General features: G+C 66.3%; 25 protein-coding genes. 9 read left to right on the top strand and 16 right to left on the bottom strand.

Annotated elements, in window-relative coordinates; genetic code table 11:
• The first annotated feature begins 12 nt into the window (after positions 1–12).
• The 3 genes from ACQCSV_RS01445 to arfB all read left to right on the top strand — a co-directional run bounded on the left by ACQCSV_RS01445 (position 13) and on the right by arfB (position 1,039).
• Positions 13–279, top strand: coding sequence for a type II toxin-antitoxin system Phd/YefM family antitoxin (locus tag ACQCSV_RS01445; RefSeq protein ID WP_354155956.1), 267 nt, complete (start codon positions 13–15; stop codon positions 277–279).
• The gene (locus ACQCSV_RS01440; protein WP_426939023.1) at positions 276–542 is read left to right on the top strand and encodes a type II toxin-antitoxin system RelE family toxin; all 267 of its coding nucleotides are present in this window, start codon (positions 276–278) and stop codon (positions 540–542) included. The genes ACQCSV_RS01445 and ACQCSV_RS01440 overlap by 4 nt, the downstream gene beginning before the upstream one ends.
• A 74-nt stretch (positions 543–616) precedes the next feature.
• Entirely contained in the window at positions 617–1,039 is a 423-nt protein-coding gene (gene arfB / locus ACQCSV_RS01435; protein ID WP_426939022.1) for an alternative ribosome rescue aminoacyl-tRNA hydrolase ArfB, read from the top strand.
• Positions 1,040–1,106: 67 nt separating this feature from the next.
• On the opposite strand, the gene ACQCSV_RS01430 is transcribed toward arfB, so the two are convergent.
• The 11 genes from ACQCSV_RS01430 to ACQCSV_RS01380 form a co-directional block, all read right to left on the bottom strand.
• Positions 1,107–2,165, bottom strand: a complete 1,059-nt coding sequence (locus ACQCSV_RS01430) for a nickel transporter (protein WP_354162637.1) — start codon at positions 2,163–2,165, stop codon at positions 1,107–1,109.
• The gene (locus tag ACQCSV_RS01425; RefSeq protein WP_426939021.1) at positions 2,166–3,035 is read right to left on the bottom strand and encodes an urease accessory protein UreD; all 870 of its coding nucleotides are present in this window, start codon (positions 3,033–3,035) and stop codon (positions 2,166–2,168) included.
• Complete coding sequence (gene ureG, locus ACQCSV_RS01420) at positions 3,032–3,646, bottom strand: urease accessory protein UreG (protein ID WP_354162631.1); 615 nt, start codon at positions 3,644–3,646, stop codon at positions 3,032–3,034. Before ureG ends, ACQCSV_RS01425 begins: the two co-directional genes overlap by 4 nt.
• A gap of 42 nt (positions 3,647–3,688) precedes the next feature.
• Complete coding sequence (locus ACQCSV_RS01415) at positions 3,689–4,399, bottom strand: urease accessory protein UreF (protein WP_354155950.1); 711 nt, start codon at positions 4,397–4,399, stop codon at positions 3,689–3,691.
• A complete protein-coding gene (gene ureE, locus ACQCSV_RS01410; protein ID WP_426939020.1) occupies positions 4,380–4,865 on the bottom strand; it encodes an urease accessory protein UreE in 486 nt (161 codons plus the stop codon). Before ureE ends, ACQCSV_RS01415 begins: the two co-directional genes overlap by 20 nt.
• 24 nt (positions 4,866–4,889) lie before the next feature.
• A complete protein-coding gene (ureC, locus tag ACQCSV_RS01405) occupies positions 4,890–6,602 on the bottom strand; it encodes an urease subunit alpha (protein WP_354162622.1) in 1,713 nt (570 codons plus the stop codon).
• Positions 6,599–6,946, bottom strand: coding sequence for an urease subunit beta (locus ACQCSV_RS01400; RefSeq protein ID WP_354155947.1), 348 nt, complete (start codon positions 6,944–6,946; stop codon positions 6,599–6,601). Before ACQCSV_RS01400 ends, ureC begins: the two co-directional genes overlap by 4 nt.
• 16 nt (positions 6,947–6,962) lie before the next feature.
• Positions 6,963–7,265, bottom strand: coding sequence for an urease subunit gamma (locus ACQCSV_RS01395; RefSeq protein WP_104060294.1), 303 nt, complete (start codon positions 7,263–7,265; stop codon positions 6,963–6,965).
• A 215-nt stretch (positions 7,266–7,480) separates the two neighbouring features.
• On the bottom strand, positions 7,481–9,241 hold the full coding sequence (locus ACQCSV_RS01390; protein ID WP_426939019.1) for an acetyl/propionyl/methylcrotonyl-CoA carboxylase subunit alpha: 1,761 nt from the start codon (positions 9,239–9,241) through the stop codon (positions 7,481–7,483).
• 7 nt (positions 9,242–9,248) lie between these two features.
• The gene (locus tag ACQCSV_RS01385) at positions 9,249–10,895 is read right to left on the bottom strand and encodes a 5-oxoprolinase/urea amidolyase family protein (protein ID WP_354155946.1); all 1,647 of its coding nucleotides are present in this window, start codon (positions 10,893–10,895) and stop codon (positions 9,249–9,251) included.
• 46 nt (positions 10,896–10,941) lie between these two features.
• Positions 10,942–11,706: a 5-oxoprolinase subunit PxpA gene (locus ACQCSV_RS01380; RefSeq protein WP_354155945.1), complete on the bottom strand. Its 765-nt coding sequence runs from the start codon at positions 11,704–11,706 to the stop codon at positions 10,942–10,944.
• A gap of 99 nt (positions 11,707–11,805) precedes the next feature.
• Between ACQCSV_RS01380 and ACQCSV_RS01375 the strand changes: the two genes are divergently transcribed.
• The 3 genes from ACQCSV_RS01375 to ACQCSV_RS01365 all read left to right on the top strand — a co-directional run bounded on the left by ACQCSV_RS01375 (position 11,806) and on the right by ACQCSV_RS01365 (position 14,750).
• Positions 11,806–12,549 carry a GntR family transcriptional regulator gene (locus ACQCSV_RS01375; protein WP_354155944.1) on the top strand — a complete coding sequence of 248 codons (744 nt, stop codon included), beginning with the start codon at positions 11,806–11,808 and terminating at the stop codon, positions 12,547–12,549.
• 150 nt (positions 12,550–12,699) lie between these two features.
• The gene (locus ACQCSV_RS01370; RefSeq protein WP_354155943.1) at positions 12,700–13,917 is read left to right on the top strand and encodes an NRAMP family divalent metal transporter; all 1,218 of its coding nucleotides are present in this window, start codon (positions 12,700–12,702) and stop codon (positions 13,915–13,917) included.
• A gap of 5 nt (positions 13,918–13,922) precedes the next feature.
• Positions 13,923–14,750 (top strand): putative hydro-lyase, encoded by an 828-nt coding sequence (locus tag ACQCSV_RS01365; RefSeq protein WP_354155942.1) that lies wholly within the window; start codon positions 13,923–13,925, stop codon positions 14,748–14,750.
• Between the two features lies 1 nt (position 14,751).
• Here the strand turns inward: ACQCSV_RS01365 and ACQCSV_RS01360 are convergent, their stop codons facing one another.
• Entirely contained in the window at positions 14,752–15,435 is a 684-nt protein-coding gene (locus ACQCSV_RS01360) for a GntR family transcriptional regulator (protein WP_185262108.1), read from the bottom strand.
• A gap of 348 nt (positions 15,436–15,783) precedes the next feature.
• Here ACQCSV_RS01360 and ACQCSV_RS01355 point away from each other — a divergent pair, with 348 nt between their 5' ends.
• On the top strand, positions 15,784–15,993 hold the full coding sequence (locus tag ACQCSV_RS01355; protein ID WP_354155941.1) for a hypothetical protein: 210 nt from the start codon (positions 15,784–15,786) through the stop codon (positions 15,991–15,993).
• A gap of 23 nt (positions 15,994–16,016) precedes the next feature.
• On the opposite strand, the gene ACQCSV_RS01350 is transcribed toward ACQCSV_RS01355, so the two are convergent.
• Complete coding sequence (locus ACQCSV_RS01350; RefSeq protein WP_354155940.1) at positions 16,017–16,766, bottom strand: LysR substrate-binding domain-containing protein; 750 nt, start codon at positions 16,764–16,766, stop codon at positions 16,017–16,019.
• Positions 16,767–16,900: 134 nt separating this feature from the next.
• On the opposite strand from ACQCSV_RS01350, the gene ACQCSV_RS01345 reads away from it, so the two are divergent.
• Positions 16,901–17,305 (top strand): DUF5997 family protein, encoded by a 405-nt coding sequence (locus ACQCSV_RS01345; protein WP_354155939.1) that lies wholly within the window; start codon positions 16,901–16,903, stop codon positions 17,303–17,305.
• Positions 17,306–17,334: 29 nt separating this feature from the next.
• Here ACQCSV_RS01345 and ACQCSV_RS01340 read toward each other — a convergent pair whose 3' ends face one another.
• Positions 17,335–17,715, bottom strand: a complete 381-nt coding sequence (locus tag ACQCSV_RS01340) for a VOC family protein (RefSeq protein WP_354155938.1) — start codon at positions 17,713–17,715, stop codon at positions 17,335–17,337.
• Between the two features lie 156 nt (positions 17,716–17,871).
• On the opposite strand from ACQCSV_RS01340, the gene ACQCSV_RS01335 reads away from it, so the two are divergent.
• Entirely contained in the window at positions 17,872–18,477 is a 606-nt protein-coding gene (locus tag ACQCSV_RS01335; protein WP_354223829.1) for a hypothetical protein, read from the top strand.
• Positions 18,478–18,511: 34 nt separating this feature from the next.
• On the opposite strand, the gene ACQCSV_RS01330 is transcribed toward ACQCSV_RS01335, so the two are convergent.
• Together ACQCSV_RS01330 and ACQCSV_RS01325 are read right to left on the bottom strand one after the other, a co-directional pair.
• Complete coding sequence (locus ACQCSV_RS01330) at positions 18,512–18,994, bottom strand: pyridoxamine 5'-phosphate oxidase family protein (protein ID WP_354155936.1); 483 nt, start codon at positions 18,992–18,994, stop codon at positions 18,512–18,514.
• A 476-nt stretch (positions 18,995–19,470) separates the two neighbouring features.
• A complete protein-coding gene (locus tag ACQCSV_RS01325) occupies positions 19,471–19,851 on the bottom strand; it encodes a RidA family protein (RefSeq protein ID WP_354155935.1) in 381 nt (126 codons plus the stop codon).
• Positions 19,852–19,956 lie beyond the last annotated feature (105 nt).

The raw sequence follows: 19,956 nt of genomic DNA, 5'->3' as shown, positions 1-19,956 counted from the left end.
TAAAATACAGTCATGAGTGAGATGACTGTGACCGACGCACGCAGCCGGCTTTCGGAAGCGGTCGATACCGCGCGGGTGAATCATGAACCGGTGTACCTGCTACGCCGGGGACGCCGCGTGGCCGCTTTGATCGACGCCGAGGATCTCGCCCGCTTGATCGAGGCTGCCGAGGACCTGGAGGATCTCCGCGCGGCGAACTCTGCGCGGAACGAAATGGCCGAGACGGGCAACGGCCCCGTGCCTTGGGAGGAAGTCAAGGCGGAACTGGGCCTGGCGTGAGCTATGCCGTGCAGCTTGCTCCGGCCGCTGTCAGGCAGTTGCGCAAGCTTCCGCCCGACGCACGCCGACGCATCCAAGCCGCCATCGAACTGCTCGCCGCGACGCCGCGTCCCCCAGGAGCCAAGAAGCTCTCCGGAAACAGCGGCGACTGGCGTGTCCGTACCGGCGACTACCGGATCATCTACGAGATCCGGGACGCACAGCAGATCGTCTTGGTCGTCGCCATGGGCCACCGGCGCGACATCTACCAACACCAGGTTTAAGAGCGTGCGCCCAACTGCGTCGGGGCCGGGCCTGGACGGCGTGGATCACGCCCATAGTGTGCAACGCTGGTTGCATGGATCTGGAGGTGTCACCCGCGCTCACGATTCCCGCGTCGGAGCTGCGCTGGCGGTTTTCGCGCTCGTCCGGGCCAGGCGGTCAGCACGTCAACACGACGGACAGCCGCGCCGAACTCTCCTGGAACATCGCCGGCTCCGCCGCCCTTTCGGATGACCAACGGCAGATGCTGCTGAGACGTCTGGGACCACGCCTCGTTACCGGAATCATCACCGTGGCCTCCTCCGAACAGCGCTCCCAACTGCGCAACCGCGAGACCGCCCTGGCCAAGCTCACCGAGCTGGTGGCAGAAGGCCTGGCACCCGAAGGCCCCAAGCGCCGGGCGACCAGACCTACCCGGGGTTCGAACCGCCGCCGCCTCGCCGCCAAGGAAGAGCGGTCGGCGACGAAACGGCAGCGGCAACGGCCGTCAGCCGAGTAGCGCCGCCCAACCTGGCGCCGGCGGTCCCGCTGGCGGGACCAAGCGGCGGTCCCGCCGCCGGGCCCTATCACTGCGGGTTTGCGCCCGTTGTGGCTGAGGCGGATCCGCCGGCGCGGCGAATCCAGGTATGCGCAGCCCAGATGAACAGCAGCAGCGCCACGAGGACCAGCCCGGCGTGGCCGAGGTCGAGTTCGGCCAGGAAGGTGGTCACCGGGTCGGTGAGTCCGAGCATCGCGTGCAGTACGCCGGCGATAGTGATGACCGAGATGAAGAGGGCGGACGCTGCGGACACACCGGTGATAACCATGTTGAAGCCGATCCGCCGGCGGGGGTCCACTACGGCGCTCCCATACATCTTCATCATCGCGACGCCGTTCACCGTATCGCACAGCGTCATCGCCGCCATGAAGCCGAAGGGCAGGGCCATCAGAGCGACCGGGGAGATGCCAGCCAGGGCGGCCGTCGCCGTGAGGAGCAGGAACGCGATGGTCGAGGCCGTGTCGAAGCCGAGGCCGAAAAGGAAGCCCAGGACAAAGATGTCGCGCGGGCGGTTAACCCGGGAGAGCGGCTTGTCGAGCAGGCGGGCCACCAGACCGGTCGGGGCCAGTTCCTCGCGGGTGACGGTGGCACCGTCCTTGACCCGGCGGTACAACACGGCAGTACGTCGGAACGCGGCGGCGTTGTAGACACCGATGGTCAGCAGGAACAGGCCCGAGACAGTTGCCCCGGTAATGCTCAAAACCATGTTCGCGGACGAACCGTCATTAAGCGCGTCCTGAATGATGCCGGCACCGCTGACCACCAGTACCCCGGCAAGGACAACCACCATGCTGTGGCCCATGCTGAAGGCGAAGCCCACGCTGACGGGGCTGCGGCCCTGGGCCGCGAAGCGGCGGGTGGAGTTGTCAATCGCCGCAATGTGGTCCCAGTCGTAGCTGTGCTTCACACCGGCAAGGTAAGCGGTGATCAGCAGGCCGAGCACCACAGGGTTGTGGTTTGTCCGCAGGGAATCGGCCAGCAGCGCGAGCATCACCACGTGAAGGGCGGCGACAGCCGCGAACGTCACCGCCAAGCGGCGGGCCGTCGGGAGGGCTTCCCGCTCATGGTGGTTCAAGACCGCTTTCATTTAGTACTTTCGAAGGTTAAGGCGGGGCTGGCCGTGCCAGCGGAAGCGCAGGAAGTCGATGCCGGTGCGGATGACGGCGTCCAGCGGCTCGGTGGCGCGGGCCAGGGCCCGGATGGCCAGGCCGCCGTCGAGCAGTGACATGCCCAGATTGCACCCGCCGGCCAGCGGCAGCAGCTCCTCATGCAGCTCGTTCAGCAGCGCAGCGTCCACACGGGCATCCATGACCAGGAGGGAACCGACGTGGGTGTAGTCCTCGAGGAAAGCCATGCCGTCCAGCGGGGCGGCACCGCTCAGCGGGCGGATCAGCAGGTTGTCCAGCACCGCCAGGCGCCCGTTGACCGAGATCTCATTCCGCAGACGGATCTCGTCATAGCCGAACAGGGCGCCGTCCGGCGACCAGCCCGGGGTGACGATCTCGGCCATCACCAGCGAGGCGCTGCCATCCATCTCAACCACAGTGGCCTGCCGGTAGGTTGCGCCGCGGTAGGCGATCAGCGGGTCCGGCACAGATTCCAGGCTCGCGTTGGGGCCGAGCCGGATGTGTGTGAGCTGCTCGGCCCGATTCCCGGGCGTGCGGTAGACCTTCGTCGCTGACTGCGTGGTCAGCAGGAGCCGGGCCCCTGCTTCCACGGCGATGTCGATTTCATACTCGTCGCCACCGACGTACCCGCCCCCGGGATTGACCACCACGTAGCAGACCTGGCCGGTGTCATCGAGGTAGTGTGGGCGGAGAATACGCAGCGCCCCCTGGTGGTACTGGCTGGTGGCGATGCAGCGCTCGCCCCGCACACCCACGGTGAGCGCGAGCGTACCGGCGAGTTCGACGGCGGCGCGGCCCACCGGGAGTTCGGCCGCAGGCGCAACCGTCACTGGCGGAGATCAAGCATGAGCACGTCGCGCCTGATCCAGTTGATGACGTGCTCCAGGCCTTCGTCGGTTTTGAGGTTGGTGAAGCAGTACGGCTTGTCGCCGCGGAACTCGAGCGTGTCAGCCTCCATCACGGAGAGGTCAGCCCCCACATACGGGGCCAGGTCCTTTTTGTTGATGATGAAGAAGTCGGACTTGATCATGCCCTGGCCGGCCTTGCGCGGAATTTTCTCGCCCTGCGCCACATCGATGATGTAGATCGAGAAGTCCACGAGCTCCGGGCTGAACGTGGCAGAGAGGTTGTCTCCCCCGCTTTCTATGAAGACGACTTCGAGGCCGGGGTGGCGCAGCCGCAACTCCTCCACAGCGGCCGAATTCATCGACGTGTCCTCGCGGATGGCCGTGTGCGGGCAGCCGCCGGTTTCGATTCCGATGATGCGGTCCAGGGGCAGGATCCCGTTGGCCGCGAGGATCTTGGCGTCCTCGATGGTGTAGATGTCGTTGGTGATCGCGGCCATCGAAATCTCGGCGCTGAGGTGGCGGGTCAGGCGTTCCACAAGCTGGGTCTTGCCTGCGCCGACAGGTCCGCCCACGCCGATTTTGATGAGTTTCATGGTGCTCCTTGCTACCTATTGGGTGCGGCGAACCGCGGACTGCTAAGACATAAACATGCGGACGCGCTGGCGTTCGTGGCGCATCTGGGCGATTTCGAGGCCGGGGGCCGTGATTCCGAAGTCGTCGGCATCGAGTGCCTGGATCCGGCGGACTGCGTCCATGATCTTCGGATGCGTTCCCAGCAGGACACGCTGCCCGGCATCCTGCCCGATGGGGATGGCGCGGATGGCATTTTGGGTCAGGGACGTGACCGCCGTGAAGAGGTAGCTTGCCAGCAATTCCTCCAGCGGGACGCCCAGCTGCCGGCCGGCAACACCGAACGCGACAGCTGGATGCCCGGCACAACGCCCCGATCCGACGTCGGCCGCGTAGTCCGCGAGCTGTGTACCCGGCGCCACGGTTCCGGCGATGGCCAGCATCCGTGCGCCCATCTTGGTCCCTGCTTCGCGGACCTCCCGGGGCAGTGCCGCCGCGGCGATCATCCGGTCGACCCTGGCAATCTCGTCCACGGTGGACGCCTCGAACGCCAGGCGCAGGGCGAATCCGTCACTGTAGGTCAGTTGGATGCTCACAAACTGGCTCAGCCAGCTGGCGAAGCTCGCTTCGCCGTCGATGAGCCCGCGTTCCAGGAACGTCTCCATCCCGAAGGAATGGCTGAACCCGCCGGTGGGGAGCGCGGAGTCAGAGAGCTGCAACAGCGGCAGCAGGTACGGCGGCGGTTCGTTCACGCGCTCAGTGGGTGTGTTCGGCATGGCGGAACGGCACGGGCACCACACGTTCCTGGCGCGAGTACGGCACGCCAACGTGGATCAGGTAGTCCTCGATCGTGTGGTCGTACTGCACCACCATCACCTCGGCGGCATATTCACTTTCGGCGTCGAAAAACTGCGCCTGCATGTGCCGGTTGCCGAGGTTGTGCGCCACGACCCCCATTTCACGGATGCTGCGTGCGGCAATAGCAAGAACGTCCGTTGCCAGGGCAGTCACCACGATGACCGTTTTGCGGTCGCGGAACAGGATGTCGCCGTCGCGGAGATCCTGCACCGGGCCCGCGGCATCGCTGAGCCGGATGCCCAGCTCACGCCCGTGGTCCGTGGTCACGCGCTGGATTTTTTTGACGAGTTCCGCGCTCGGCAGCAGGACCTGCTCCTCGTGGAGGCCGGCCAGCTCGCCGTCGGGGAGATCGTGCCGGTTGGCGATGATGTGGTCGATGATCATATATGCCCCCTTAGGGATATGTGTCTAAAAGAGGAAGTAGCGCTGCGCCATGGGCAGTACCGTCGAGGGCTCCGCCGTGATCGGCTCGCCGTCGACAGTCACCGAGTAGGTTTCCGGGTCGACCCCAATATCCGGCGTGGCGCCGTTGTGTTTCATGTCGGCCTTGGTGAGGGCTCGGATCCCGCTCACCGGCCGGATCACGCGGCGCAGGCCCAGCTGTTCAGGGACTCCGGCAGCAATGGCGGCCTGGGAAAGGAACGTGATCGACGAGGTGTGTACCGCGGTGCCGAGTGCCCCGAAGTTGCCGCGCAGTGTGCGTGGCTGCGGGGTGGGGATCGAGGCGTTGGGATCCCCCATAACGCTCATGACCGCTTGCCCGCCTTTGAGCACGAGCTCGGGCTTGACGCCGAAGAACATCGGGTCCCAGAGCACGAGGTCGGCGAATTTGCCCTCCTCGATGCTGCCGACCGAGTCCGCGATGCCGTGGGCGATCGCTGGGTTGATCGTGTATTTGGCCACGTAGCGCTTGAGCCGGAAGTTGTCTCCCACCTCGGGATCGCCGTCGAGCTTTCCGCGTTGGCGCTTCATGGCGTCCGCCACCTGCCAGGTCCGCAGGACCACCTCGCCCACCCGGCCCATGGCCTGGGAATCGGAACTGGTGATGGAGAAGATGCCCATGTCGTGCAGCACATCCTCCGCGGCGATGGTCTCCTTGCGGATCCGCGAATCGGCGAAGGCCACATCCTCGGGGATGTCCGGGCTCAGGTGGTGGCAGACCATCAGCATGTCGAGGTGTTCGTCGATGGTGTTGACCGTGTACGGCAGGGTGGGATTGGTCGACGCCGGCAGGACGTTGGGCAGCGCAGCGATCTTGATGATGTCCGGGGCATGCCCGCCGCCTGCGCCTTCGGTGTGGAACGTGTGGATGACGCGGCCGCCGATGGCCCGAATGGTGTCTTCGACAAAACCGCACTCGTTGAGGGTGTCGGAGTGGATGGCCACCTGCACGTCATACTCATCGGCAACACGCAGCGACATGTCGATCGAGGACGTGGTGGAGCCCCAGTCTTCATGGACCTTCAGCCCGATGGCGCCGGCGCGGATCTGCTCCGCGAGCGGCTCGATTGCGCTGGCGTGGCCTTTGCCGAGCAGGCCGATATTGATCGGCAGGTTCTCCACGGCCTGAAGCATGCGCGAAATGTGCCAGGCGCCCGGCGTCACGGTGGTGGCCTTGGTCCCTTCACTCGGGCCGGTGCCACCGCCGATCAGCGTGGTGATCCCCGACGCCAGGGCCACCGGGACCTGATCCGGACTAACGAAGTGCACGTGTGTGTCAATGCCGCCGGCGGTGAGGATCTTGCCTTCGCCCGCGATGATATCCGTGGCGACGCCGATGGTGATGCTCACGCCCTGGGAAATCTGGGGGTTGCCGGCCTTGCCGATCCTGAAGATGTGCCCGTCGCGCAGGGCCACATCGGCCTTGTAGATGCCGGTGTAATCAAGCACGATCACGTTGGTGATCACGGTGTCCGGGATGTCTTCGTCGCGGACCAGCTGGCCGTTCTGGCCCATGCCGTCGCGGATGACCTTGCCGCCGCCGAACACGACTTCCTCACCGTAGTTGGTGTGGTCGTGTTCAATCTCGAGGAACAGATCTGTGTCGGCCAGGCGGACGGCGTCGCCCGTGGTGGGGCCGTAGAGGTCCGAGTACTGTTTGCGGCTCAGCTCGAAACTCATTTGGTGTCATCCTGCAGGGAGATCAGGCCGCGGCTCGGCTCGAGCGGGCCGTTGATCCGGTTCCGGAATCCGTAGACTGCACGATCGCCCGAGAACGCGAGCAGGTTGACAGTCTTTTCATCCCCGGGTTCGAACCGCACCGCCGTACCCGCGGGGATGTCCAGCCGGAAACCGTGCGCCGCATCCCGGTCGAACTCGAGGGCGTCGTTCACCTCGAAGAAATGATAGTGGGACCCCACCTGGATGGGGCGGTCACCGCGATTGATCACGGGGAGGGAGCGGGGAATGAGGCCCGCATTGCACGTGATGGGCTCCGGGCGGAGGATGTATTCGCCGGGTTTCATGGGGGTTCTCCTTCGCCTAGCGGATGGGGTTGTGGACGGTGACGAGCTTGGTGCCGTCCGGGAACGTCGCTTCGACCTGGACGTCATGGATCATGTCGGCGACACCTTCCATGACATCGTCCCTGGTCAGGATGGTGGTGCCGTAGCTCATGAGGTCCGCGACCCGGCGTCCGTCACGGGCGCCCTCGACCAGCTCATACGTAAGAATCGCGATGGATTCCGGATGGTTGAGCTTGAGTCCGCGCTTTTGCCGCCGTCGTGCGAGGTCGGCAGCAACCACGATCATCAGTTTTTCGCTTTCGCGTGGCGTCAGATGCATTAAAGGCTCCCAATCATTCGCGATAAATCGCGAGCTCCCACTCGTTATCTACAACCGGTCAAAAGGCGACCGGGAGGCCCGTGGATGACTGAAGACTATCAGAGTCCCGCAGCGAAACACCCCGGGCGACCGCTGTCGAATCGACGCCACCCATTGTGACCAGGGCAGCGCATTCCTCCTGCCGGGCCTTCCTGCTGAAGCCAGGCCCGAACGGCTCAGCCGATCATCGCCAGCACAGCCCCGGCGCTCACAACGGCGCCGGCGTCTGCGCGGATCCCGGTCAGCGTACCGGCGCGGTGCGCGGTCACCTGGGTCTCCATCTTCATCGCCTCAAGAACCACGACGGCGTCGCCCGCCGACACCTCGGCGCCCGGCTCGACGAGCCACTTCACCACAGTCCCGGCCATGTCCGCGCGCAGCTCGCCGGAATCCGCCTCTCCGGCGGCAGCACCATCCAGACCAGCACCATCAAGGTAGACCCCGGCCGGGACGCCCGCACCGGAGCGCGCCCAGCCATCCAGCAGGTCAGCGGGAAGGCCGACGGCGAGGCGCCGGCCGTCGATATCGACGGTAATCGTGCGTCGCTCACCGTCCGGAACGGACGTGCCGAACTCCGGATCCGCCGCGATGGAATCCACGAAGTCAGTCTCGATCCAGCGCGTGTGGATGCCCAGCGCGGTTTCGGACGTGAAGTCCGGCGCCCGAACAACGGCCCGGTGGAACGGCAGGACGGTGGCCACGCCGGTGATCTCCATTTCCGCGAGGGCGCGGCGGGCCCGCCGCAGTGCCTGCTGGCGGTCGGCTCCGGTGACGATCAGCTTGGCCAGCAGGGAATCGAACTGCGGCGCCACGACGGAGCCGGAGCGGACCCCGGAGTCCAGCCGGATGCCGGGACCTGTCGGGCCGCTGAAGGTGGCAATGGTGCCGGGCGACGGAAGGAAGCCCCGGCCCACGTCCTCGGCGTTGAGCCGGAATTCAAACGAGTGGCCGGACGGCGTGGGATCGGCGGTAAAGCGCAGCCGCTCACCTGCGGCAATCCGGAACTGCTCCTGGACCAGGTCCACGCCGGTGGTCTCCTCGGTGATGGGGTGCTCCACCTGCAGGCGCGTGTTCACCTCGAGGAACGCGACGGTACCGTCGGCGGCCACCAGGAACTCCACCGTCCCGGCCCCCGAATAAGAGGCTTCGCGGCACACTGCCTTGGCGGCGTCGTAAATCTGTTGGGTCTGCTCTTCGGTCAGAAAGGGTGCGGGGGCCTCCTCCACGAGTTTCTGGTGCCGGCGCTGCAGCGAGCAGTCGCGGGTGCCCACCACCACCACGTTGCCGTGCTGGTCCGCCAGGACCTGGGCCTCCACATGGCGGGGCCGGTCCAGGTAGCGCTCCACAAAGCACTCGCCGCGGCCGAAGGCCACCACCGCTTCACGGACCGCGGAATCGAAGGACTCCTCGATCTGGTCCATCTCGCGGACCACTTTCAGCCCGCGTCGGCCGCCGCCGAAGGCCGCCTTGATGGCAATCGGCAGGCCGTGCTCCTCGGCGAACCTGCGGACCTCCGCGGCCGAATCCACCGGGCCGTCACTGCCGGCCACCAACGGGGCACCGGCGCGGACGGCGATCTCGCGCGCCGTGATCTTGTTGCCCAGCTGGAGGATGGACGCCGGGGCGGGTCCGATCCAGGTCAGGCCGGCGTCCAGGACTGCTTGCGCAAAGCCGGCGTTCTCGGACAGGAAGCCGTAGCCCGGGTGGAGGGCATCGGCGCCGGATTCGGCCGCGGCGGCGAGGAGCTTGGGGATGTTCAGGTAGGTGTCCGCGGGCGAGTTGCCGCCCAGGGCGTAGGCCTCGTCCGCGTCGGAGACGTGCAGGGCGTCGGCGTCGATGTCCGCGTAGACGGCGACGGAGGCCAGCTGCGCGTCGTTGCAGGCCCGGGCGATCCGGACGGCGATTTCACCGCGGTTGGCGATCAGGACCTTGCGCATCAGTTACTCACTTCTTCTTCGGGGTGGTGTGTTCGGTGGTGCTGGCGTCCGCCCAGCGGAAGCGGATCGTACCGCCGATCGGGACCTGGGCTGCGAGGTCCAGCTGGGAGTCGACCACCACGGCGATCACCGGATAGCCGCCGGTGATCGGGTGGTCCGCCAGGAAGAGCACGGGGAGCCCTTCAGGCGGGACCTGCAGGGCGCCGGCGACGGTGCCCTCGCTGGCAAGTTCGCCTTGGCGGGTGCGCTGCAGCGGGGTTCCCTGCAGGCGCATGCCGACGCGGTTGGACTGCGGTTTCACTTCCCAGTCCTGGCCGCAGCAGGACGCCAGCGCTGCGGCGTCGAACCAGTCGGCGCGCGGGCCGGGAACGACGTCGAGCACGGTGACGCCGGCGCCCGGGAAGTCGGGCTGCAGTTCCGGGTGCCCGACGACGCCGGATTCGGTCTCCCCGCCGGCGGCGAAGAGCTGGCCGGCAGCCAGCGGTGCCGGGCCAATCCCGGACATGGTGTCGGTGGAGCGGCTGCCGAGCACCGGGGCGGTGTCCACGCCGCCGCGGACGGCGAGGTAGCTGCGGAAACCGCTCTGCGGCGCGCCAATGGTCAGCGTTTCGCCGTCGAGCAGGGCGAAGGGGGTGGCGATCGGGACGGTGCGCCAGGCCGGCTCGAGGTCATCCCCGGACGGCGACGCGATGGTCAGGTCCGAGGGGGCACCGGCGACGGCGAGGACCTGGTCCCCGACTGCCTGCACCGCGAGGCCTCCCGCAACGGTTTCGATGGCGGCGGCCGACGGCGCGTTTCCGACGAGGCGGTTGGCCCGGCGCAGCGACGCCCGGTCCAGCGCGCCGGCGGCGGAGACGCCCAGGCCGGAGTGGCCGTACCGGCCGAGATCCTGGATCAGGCTCTGCAGGCCCGGCGAAACGACCCGCAGGCCAGACGTCATGTCGGAAGCAGCAACCTCGGCGGGGCGTCCCGGGGCCAGCGACACGGCGTCCCGGACCTCTCGGAACTGGACGCGGTGGCCGGGGGCGGCCAGGGCGGGCTGCTCCCGGTCCAGGTCCCACATGGCGGCGCCGGTGCGGCCGATCAGCTGCCAGCCGCCGGGCGAGCGTCGCGGGTACACGGCGGAGTAGTTGCCCGCCAGCGCCACCGATCCGGCGGGGACGGCGGTGCGCGGCGAGCTGCGCCGCGGCACCTCGAGGGCCTGGTTCTCCCCCACCATGTAGCCGAAGCCGGGGGCGAAGCCGGCGAAGGCAACGGTCCAGATCTGCCCGGTGTGGGCTGCGATAACGCCCTCGGTTCCGAGGCCGGTGAGCTCCCCCACCTCGGCGAGGTCCTCGCCGTCGTACACGGTGTCGATGACCACCAGCCCGCCGTCCCGCTGCACAGGCGCGATGAGGTCGAACCGGATAAGCCGCGCGGCGATCCGCCGGGCCGAGACCGGCGAGTCCGCCGTGACCAGCACCGTCTCGGCCGCGGCGAGGACGTCCAGCTGGCCCGGCAGCGGGTTCTCCAGAAGCAGCGCCTGCAGTGCCAGCACGTCCTGGGTTCCGGTGAGCTCGGCGAGCACCGCGCGGGTTCCCACCGCCCGCACAGAACGGACTTTTTGTACTGCCGCTTTTTGTACTGCCAGGGTTTCCCCCGCTGTCTCAATCATCAGCTACCTTCATCGTTGCCGGTGCTTTGGTCTGGATCCGCGTCGCTTAGGCGTGGGCGAATGCGGCCGTGCCGATGCCGGCGGCGGTCAGGGCCTCGCGGACTGCGGCGGCCATCGTGACGGCTCCCGGGGAGTCGCCGTGCACGCAGATGCTCTCTGCGCGGATCTTCAGGATGGAGCCGTCAATGGTGCGGACGGCGGAATCGGAGGCCATCCGGAGGACATGCTCCGTGACCTCCGCGTGGTCGTGCAGGACCGCCCCGGGCAGCGTGCGGGACACGAGGGTGCCGTCCGGGTTATAGGCCCGGTCCGCGAAGCCCTCGGTTACGGCGCGGAGCCCGGCCGCCTCGGCCAGGCGGAGCACTTCCGAGCCTGGCAGGCCCAGGATGGGCAGGTTAGGGTCGACGGATTTTACGGCGTCGACGACGGCTTTCGCCTGCGCGGTGTGCGCCACGATCGCGTTGTACAGGCCGCCGTGCGGCTTGACGTAGGTCACCTTGCCGCCTTCTGCGGCGGCCAGGGCCTGCAGCGCGCCGATCTGGTAGACGACGTCGTCCGCGAGTTCGAGCGGGTCGATGTCCAGGAAGCGGCGGCCGAAACCTGCGAGGTCGCGGTAGCCTACGTGGGCGCCGATCACGACGCCGGCGGCCACCGCCTCGCGGCAGGTCTTCCGGATCACGCTGGGGTCGCCGGCATGGAATCCGCAGGCCACGTTCGCGCTGGAAACCGAGCGGAACATCGCCGTGTCGTCTCCCAGGCTCCAGCGTCCGTAGGATTCGCCGACGTCGCTGTTCAGGTCGATGGTTGCCATTTGTGATCCTCGTCTCATGAAGTTCCTCTATCTAGGATGCACCAAATCCTGGAATTGTTCAACAATTCCACGATGTGACGATCGTGTAGATTCGCATCTATGACGATCGCCGACTCAGGATTCCCTGGCATTCCCGGCTCAGCCCCCGCCGGAAGCAGCAAGGCCTCCGGCAAGGCCAGCGCGACCCTGGGGCCGGCGGCCCGCCTGCGGGTGGCCACCCCCTCCGTGGCGGACCGGGTCGCGGCCGAGCTGCGGCTGCAGCTGGCGGAGGGGCTGCTGCTGCCGGGCGAGCGGCTGACCGAATCGACCATCTCCGAGGAGCTGGGCGTTTCCCGCAACACCATCCGCGAGGCCTTTGCCGAGCTCGCGGCCGAGCGGCTGGTGATCCGGCATCCCAACCGGGGCGTGTTCGTCGCGACCCTGGGGCCGGGCGAGATCCATGACGTCTACACCGTGCGCCGGTTCATCGAGGTGACCGCGATCCGCGGCGGCGGAAGCCCCGAGCGGGTGGCCGCTGTCCGCGCGGCTGTGGAGGAAGGCAGGGCCGCGGCGGCAGCGGACGACGAGGAGGCCCTCGGTAGCGCGAACCAGCATTTCCACGGGGCCATCGTGGCGCTGGCCGAGAGCCGGCGCCTCAATTCGATCATGGCCCAGGTGCTGGCCGAGATGCGGCTGTTCTTTCACAAGGCCACCGTGGATGCGCACTTCTACCGCAGCTACCTCGACGATAACGAGGAAATCTTCAACGCCCTGGAGGCCGGCCAACTGGACCGCGCCGGGGACCTGCTGCTGGCCTACCTGAATAATTCGGAGGAGAAGCAGCGCGCCGTCCACGGCGACTGAGCGACCTTACCCCCAGGGCCGAGCAGTTCACCGGGACCGGAACAGTGTCTTTAAAATTGTTGAACAATTCCTTGCGCAGATTGTTCAACAGTCGGTACAGTTGCGGGAGACAATCGTTGTGACGCCAGTCACCCAACTGTTGGGACCCCCATGGAAACCACCCCCGTCAAGGCCGCCCTCAAACCGGCCGCCCGGCGTTCCGCCCTGCTGGGCGCCATGTTCCTCATGGCCACCAGTGCCATCGGCCCGGGGTTCATCACCCAGACCACAGCCTTCACCGTCCAGCTCGGCGCCGCCTTCGCCTTCGCGATCCTGGTCTCCATCCTGGTCGACATTGCCGTACAGGCGAACGTCTGGCGGATCATCGGCGTCTCCGGCCTGCGGGCCCAAGAGCTCGGCAACAAGGTCCTTCCCGGCGTCGGCTGGTTCCTCGCCGCGCTCGTCTTTGCGGGTGGGATCGTCTTCAACATCGGCAATATCGCCGGAACCGGGCTCGGCACCAACGCCATGATGGGCCTGGATCCCAAAATCGGCGGGGCCGTGTCTGCCGTCCTGGCGATCCTGATCTTCCTCAGCAAGAGGGCCGGCGTGGCCCTCGACCGGATCGTGGTGATCCTCGGTGCCCTGATGATCCTGATGACGCTGTATGTGGCAGTGGTTTCCGCGCCGCCGCTGGGTGAGGCCCTCAAGAACACTGTGATGCCCGAGAAGGTCGACTTCCTGGTCATCACAACCCTCATCGGCGGAACGATCGGCGGCTACATCACGTATGCGGGTGCCCACCGTATGCTGGACACCGGCGTCACCGGCGTTGAAAACGTCAAACAAATCACACAGAGCTCGATCGTGGGGATCCTGGTCACCTGCGTCATGCGCATCCTGCTCTTCCTGGCCATCTTCGGCGTCGTCGCCGGCGGTGTGGCCCTGACCGGCAGCAACCTGGCCGCCTCCGCGTTCCAGGCCGCAGCGGGAGATATCGGCATGCGGGTCTTCGGTGTCATCCTGTGGGCTGCCTCCATCACCTCCGTGATCGGCGCGGCGTACACCTCGGTCTCCTTCGTGACGAAGTCCGGCACCAAAGCCCGCACCCGATCCCTGATCACCGTCGGCTTCATCGGTTTCTGCACCGTGGCCTACCTGCTGATCGGCCAGGCCCCGCAGCAGCTCCTCATCTTCGCGGGTGCCTTCAACGGCCTCATCCTCCCCGTCGGTTTCGGAGTGCTGCTCTGGGTGGCCTGGCGCCGCCGGGACCTCATGCAGGGCTACGTCTACCCCAAGGGCCTGCTTGTCATTGGCATCGTGGCCTGGCTGCTGACCTTGTTCCTTGGCTACAGCTCCCTGACCAGCCTGGCCAAGCTGTGGGCCTAGAACCCATGAAACTACGTGAGGTGAACGTGCCGTCCACCGTCGGCCATCCCGCAAACCCGGCGGGGCTGCTCCCGGCGGAGGCGAGGGCCCTGTTCCGCGGCGGTCTCGTGACGCCCACCTCCGGCTGGAGCAGCGGTTACGCGCAGGCCAACCTGATCATCGTGCCCAAGGCGCAGGCTTTCGATGTTCTGCTGTTCGCGCAGCGCAACCCCAAGCCCTGCCCCGTCCTGGGCGTGCTGGACGCCGGCGCGACCTCCGGTGCGCTGCTGGCCGGAGGGGATATCCGCACCGATGTGCCCAAGTACGTGGTGTACCGGGAGGGCCGGAAGGTCGACGAGCCAACCGACATCACGGACCACTGGCGCGATGACCTCGTGACATTCATTGTGGGCTGCAGCTTCACCTTCGAATCCGCTCTCCAGGACAACGGCATCCGGGTGGCCCATATCGACCAGGGAGTGAACGTGCCCATGTACCGCACGTCGGTCCGCTGCGAACCGGCCGGACAAATGGCCGGCCCTTTGGTGGTCTCCATGCGGCCCGTTCCGGCCTCCCAGGTGGCCGACGCCGTCCGCATCACTTCCCGCTATCCGGCCGTGCACGGTGCGCCGGTCCATGTGGGCAACCCCGCCGAACTGGGCATTGCGGATTTGGGCCTCCCGGACTTCGGCGACCCGGTTCGGATCCCGGACGGGCACATCCCGGTCTTCTGGGCGTGCGGGGTGACACCGCAGGCCGCCGTGATGGAGTCCCGGCCGGCACTGGCCATTGGCCATGCCCCGGGGCACATGCTGATTACGGACGCACGGGACACCTCGTATCAGGTGCCGTAGGCTACTGGGCTCCGATTTGCGCCAGCAGTTCGTGCTCGGCAACATCCAGGTACAGGCGCAACTCTGCCGCGGCCTCTTCCCGGCGGCCGGCGTGCAGCAGCGCTACGAGGGCGGCGTTGCGTTCCACGTACTGGCTGTGGAAGTCCGACGTGGTTGCCATGGCGTGGAAAACCAGCCGCATCTGGGCGAGGACCTTGTCCATAAGTTCATCTACTGACGCACTCCCGGAGAGCGCCACCAGCGCCTTGTGCAGGTCCTGATTGGCATCGGCCATCTCCGTCACGGCCCCCGCGCTCAGGGCGGCGCGGGCCCGGTCGATGATGGCATCGAGGGCATCCAGGGTCTGTGCGGGGCATTCCCCCCACAGCACGGCCGCCGGCTCGATCAGCCGGCGGACCCGGTAGATTTCACGGACATCCTCGGCCTGGGGCGCGGACACGAACACGCCGCGATTGGGAATGCGCTGCACCACGGACTCACCGGCGAGGACCGTGAAAGCCTCCCGCAGCGTATTCCGTGAGACGCCCAGGACCTCGGAAAGCTTCTGCTCGGAGAGCTTCGTTCCAGGGGCGATTTTGCCGGCCGAGATACGCGAACGCAGCACCGCAGCCACCCACGATCCGGTGTGGGCGTGGGTGGCCTGGACCTCGTCGGAGATCCCTTCGAGCGCGGCATTCATCGGCATGGATCCAATCTACAGAAGAAGCGGGGACTCCCCGCGCCGCTTGCACCGCCGGCGGCGCATAGCGGTGCTTAGGCGGAGGGGGTACGGAGTTATGTCTGCACACGCGAACGGCCGCCGCGCCTCTCCGTAATGGCAGAGTCGCAGCGGCCGCCGGCTGGCTGCAAGTGGGGCTACTTGGTCGTAGCCGGGGTGGTCAACCAGGCTCCGGTGCCGGGCTCGCTGACCGCGGCGATCCGCACCAGGTATTCGGTTTTCCCGAGGGAGTCCCGTGATCTTGGTGTTGGGTGCGGTACTAACCCCGTCACCGAAGGTCCTCCAGTTCACCCCATCGGTGGATGTCTTGCGTGGATGAAACTTCACCTCGTCGCCCTGTCCGCTGCCACCCTCATGATTGCCCTGAACGGTTGCGGCCAGGTGCAGGACGCCGCGAACAAGGCCGTCAGCGATGGCGCCTCCCAGGTCGCCACGATCACCACCCCGCTGCGCCAGATCGCCGACTCCGGCGACCAGGTTCCAGCCGACTCCGTCAAGGCCCTCCAGGACGCCTGCACCAAGTAGAGGCCAGATCCTGGGGCAGCGCTTTAGCGCTTGCCCTTCTTGCGGGAGCCTTTGCCGCGGCCCTTGTCCGGATTCGGGGCGTACCGCTGGGCCACCTTCGGTTTCTTAACCGCGGGGCCGCGCCGGTCCGGCTTCGGTTCCTTCTTGGGCTTCTCCTGCTGGGCCGAAGGCTGCCGGGAACTTGCCGCCGTGCGGCCGCGGACAATCCCGATGAACTCCTCGATGATGTCGTCCGTGGAATCGCTCGGCCAGGCCAGCGCGATCTCCGTGCTCGGGGCACCTGTCAGCCGCCGGGCCACAGTGTCCTTGACATTGAAATGCCGGGCCACGGACATGGGAAGGATCACCAGGCCAGCGCCGGACGCCACCACCTGCAGGGCCGCCTCCGGGCCACCCATTTCGGCGACATCCAGGAAAGTCTCTGCCGACAGGTCGGCCAAGGCCACTTCCTCAAACACTGAAATTTCGTGGCCCTTGGGCGCCACCACCACGGGCTGCTCCTCATATAGGGGAATCACATTGAGGCCCTCGCGTTCCACCGGAAGCCGCACGAAGCTGAGGTCGGCAGAACCGTCACCCAATACGGAAAGCTGGGCGCCGTCGTCGGACACAAACGACTCCAGCGGGATGTCCAGCACGCGCTCTTCCCAGCGGCGGATCCACTTGCCCGGGGTCACGCCGGCCACATAGGCGAAGCGGAGCACGCGGGGCGCCTCCTGCTCCGGCGATTCGTCGGGAGTGGCGTTCTGCGGGGATTCATTGACTGCGGGCACGTCTTCACAGTACCGCCCACGCGGCCCCGCAATGCCGGACCTGATGTTGAGATGGGGCGGGACTGGTACTGAGATGGTGCGGGACGGGTGCAGTATTGGTGCCTTTCAGGCGGGCAGCCAGATACCCTTGAATCATGACCTCTGCAAACTCCCAGTCCATGAAGCCGGCCACCGTTGCCAAGAAGCTTGGCATCTACCTACCGGCAACACCGCAGGAGTTCCAGGATTCAACCATCAGCCGCGCCGATTTCGCCGAACTCCAGACCAACCCGCCGGAGTGGCTCGCGGAACTCCGCCGCAACGGCCCGCACCCCCGCCCGGTTGTGGCCCAGAAGCTGAACGTCTCCATCAGCGGTCTGGCCCGCGGCGGTGTTGAGGAAGCGCTCACGACGGCGGAAATCACCGCGCTGCTGCAGGCTCCCCCGGCGTGGCTGGTCACTGAGCGCTCCACCCACGCCACCGTCCGTACCGAAGCCCAGCGGGTCAAGGACGAGGCAGCCAAGAAGAACGCCAAGAAGGCCCGCGCCCAGGCCGAGTAGCCAGCGCCGTTCATAGGCGTTGGGGAACGTCAGTCCTGGTGCAGCTGCACGAAGTTGCCGCAGCCATCGTCGAAGACTGCACTGATCCCGGACGGATCCTCTGATGGTTCGCCTTGGAAGGTCACGCCTGCGGCCAGCAGCCGGCTGTACTCGGCCTGCACATCCGGAACCCCGAACGTGATGGCCGCGATCCCGGCCTCATGGAGGGCGTTCATGTAGTTCGCACCGATCGGGTTGTCACTGGGCTCCAGCAGCAGCCCCACAGACCCGGCATCGGCGCCGGGATCCTTGATGATGAACAGGTTGTACTCGGGCATCGCCATCAGCGTCTCGAACCCGAGGGTCCCGATGTAGAACGTATGGGCTGCGGCCGGATCCTGGACATGGATGCTGCACATTTTCAGTCTCATGGTCTCAAGCTACCGGCCCGCGGCAGGCGCGGGAACCTCCGGCACGAATCACGGCCGGCGCAGGAGGTCCCGCCATTGACCCCGGCGCCCGGAAGGGTTGCAATGGAAGGAGCAACCCGGAATCCTGGGCCGGGCCTGACGCGGGGAGGTGCCGCAGTGCCGGCATTCGCAGAATCCGTCCTGTTTGGAGCATTGCAGCTGGGCTTCTGGGGTGCAGTGCTGGTGTGCGCCGTGGCCGCCACTGTCCTGGCTGTCCGCCGGCATTCGACGCCGGACCCTGCCGTCCACGCCCCTGACCCCGTATTCTGGGACGTTTTTATGGGGTCTGCCGTGGCAATCCCGGCGATCCTCATTCCCACACTTGCGTCACCTTGGTCCGGCGCAATCCTGGCTGTGCTGGGGACAGGGGCGGGCGTGGCCGCGTACTGGGGCAGTCCCCAAATCCTGGCGTGGCAGGAACGCCGCCGCCAGCAAAGGCAGGACAAGCCCGCGCACACCGCGGCGCAGGCTGTACATGACGCACTTCTGGCCCGGTGGAGCCGCTACGAGCTGGACCCCGCCTGCTGCATCGACTACCCCGCCATGACGGACGTCCGGCTGCCCGAGACGTCCGCACTGATCCGCGCCATGAGGGAGGCGGAACAGCTGCGGCCCGTGCCGCACCAGGGCTACGCTCCCGCCGTCGTCCGCTTTGGCCTTGCCCTCGCTGCGGCGGAACGGGCTGCCGGGATCCCCGCCGGACTTCCCGCCGTCGGACGTTAACGACTGTGTCGCCGTCGCTGGAGTCCTGCCGTCCCTAAAGCTCCACCTTGCCGCTTTCGCCGACGCTCATGCGGCTGTGCGTCACTTTGGACTTAACCCACTGGAGGACGGTGGCGGCCGTCCCGCCCGGACTGGTCCAGTATTCTGCGGATTCCGAGTCCACCCGGAGCAGGCAAACCTCCGGGGTATCCGGTCCGTCCGGGAACCACGCTTCAACTACCTGGTTCCACATTTCGTGGATCTTGGCCCGGTCCGTGACCACCTCGGCGGTACCGGCCACCGACACCCACTCGGTGCGCCTGCCGAAGGAAACATTGACCCGCGGATCGGCCTGAATGTGTGAGACCTGCGAGGTGCCCCGGCCCGTGAAGAACCAGAGGTCTCCGTCCTCCTGCACGTCCTGGACCGCCAGCGGCCTGCTGACCAGGGCGCCCTCTTCGTTGATGGTGGTCAACATACCGATGTGCGCATCGTTGATGATGTCCGTAACTTTGCTGATGTTCTCAGTATCCGTCATGCTCTCACCTCGTTCTGGTCGAAGGGGAAACTCCCCTCCGCCAGCCTATTGGTAAGCATGCTTCTTTTCTAGTGACGGTGAGCATGCCCGGCTAGAAACCCCCTCGACTTCCTGTCACAAACAGAAGCTCGGCCACCCTTTGCATGACTTAAAATAAATAAGCAATATACGCGCGGATAATTCACGGCACAGAAGTTGGTTCGACTGAACTGGTTCGACAATTGGAGAAGGCGATGCCGGGTGTTATTCGGTCACGCCGGCAACCGGCGGTTACCCAACGGCTGACATCTATTTACGGGATCATGTGACGACAAGCGGTGGGTTTTGGGCGGAGCATCGAACGGGCGGTTCGTGTGCCAGGTACCGCTATGACGGGCAAACCGCTGACATGAAGTCGATAGATTGCCCCTCAACGGAGCCTCAGCCAGCGTACACCGACGAACGAGTCGCAATTCCCTAATCGGTGATATGCGTGGCTACGCTAAGACAGCGATTCCGTCGATTTCGACCCTGATTCCGTCGCCAAGACCGACAGGGACCGTGGTGCGAGCGGGGAAGGGGTGTTCGAAGAATTCGCCGTACGCGGCGTTGACTTCCGGCCAGTCGTCATCGCTGCTGATATACACACGGACCGTCACGAGATTGGACATCGTTCCGCCGGCAGCCTCGATAATACTCCGCAGGTTTGTCAGCGCCTGCCGCGTCTGCTCGCCGGCATCCTCGCTCACCAGTTCACGGGAAACGGGGTCGAACCCGCATTGCCCCGTCAGGTACAAGTGATCCCCGACCCGCACCCCCTGGGAGTAGCTTCCTAGCGGAAGGGGCGCTGCGGGCGTCCTGATCTCTTCTTTGAGCATGGGTAATCAATCCTCTTTGTGGTGTTTTTTCGGGAGCATCTTGACGTATCGGCTGTGACGTCTGACACTTGAACTGTCAGACAGTCTGATACTAGGAAGATAGGC

The organism is Pseudarthrobacter sp. S3, assembly GCF_050156905.1.
GTDB lineage: Bacteria > Actinomycetota > Actinomycetes > Actinomycetales > Micrococcaceae > Arthrobacter.
Note: the sequence above shows the minus strand (reverse complement) of the source record. Positions and strands in the feature narration are given on the sequence as shown.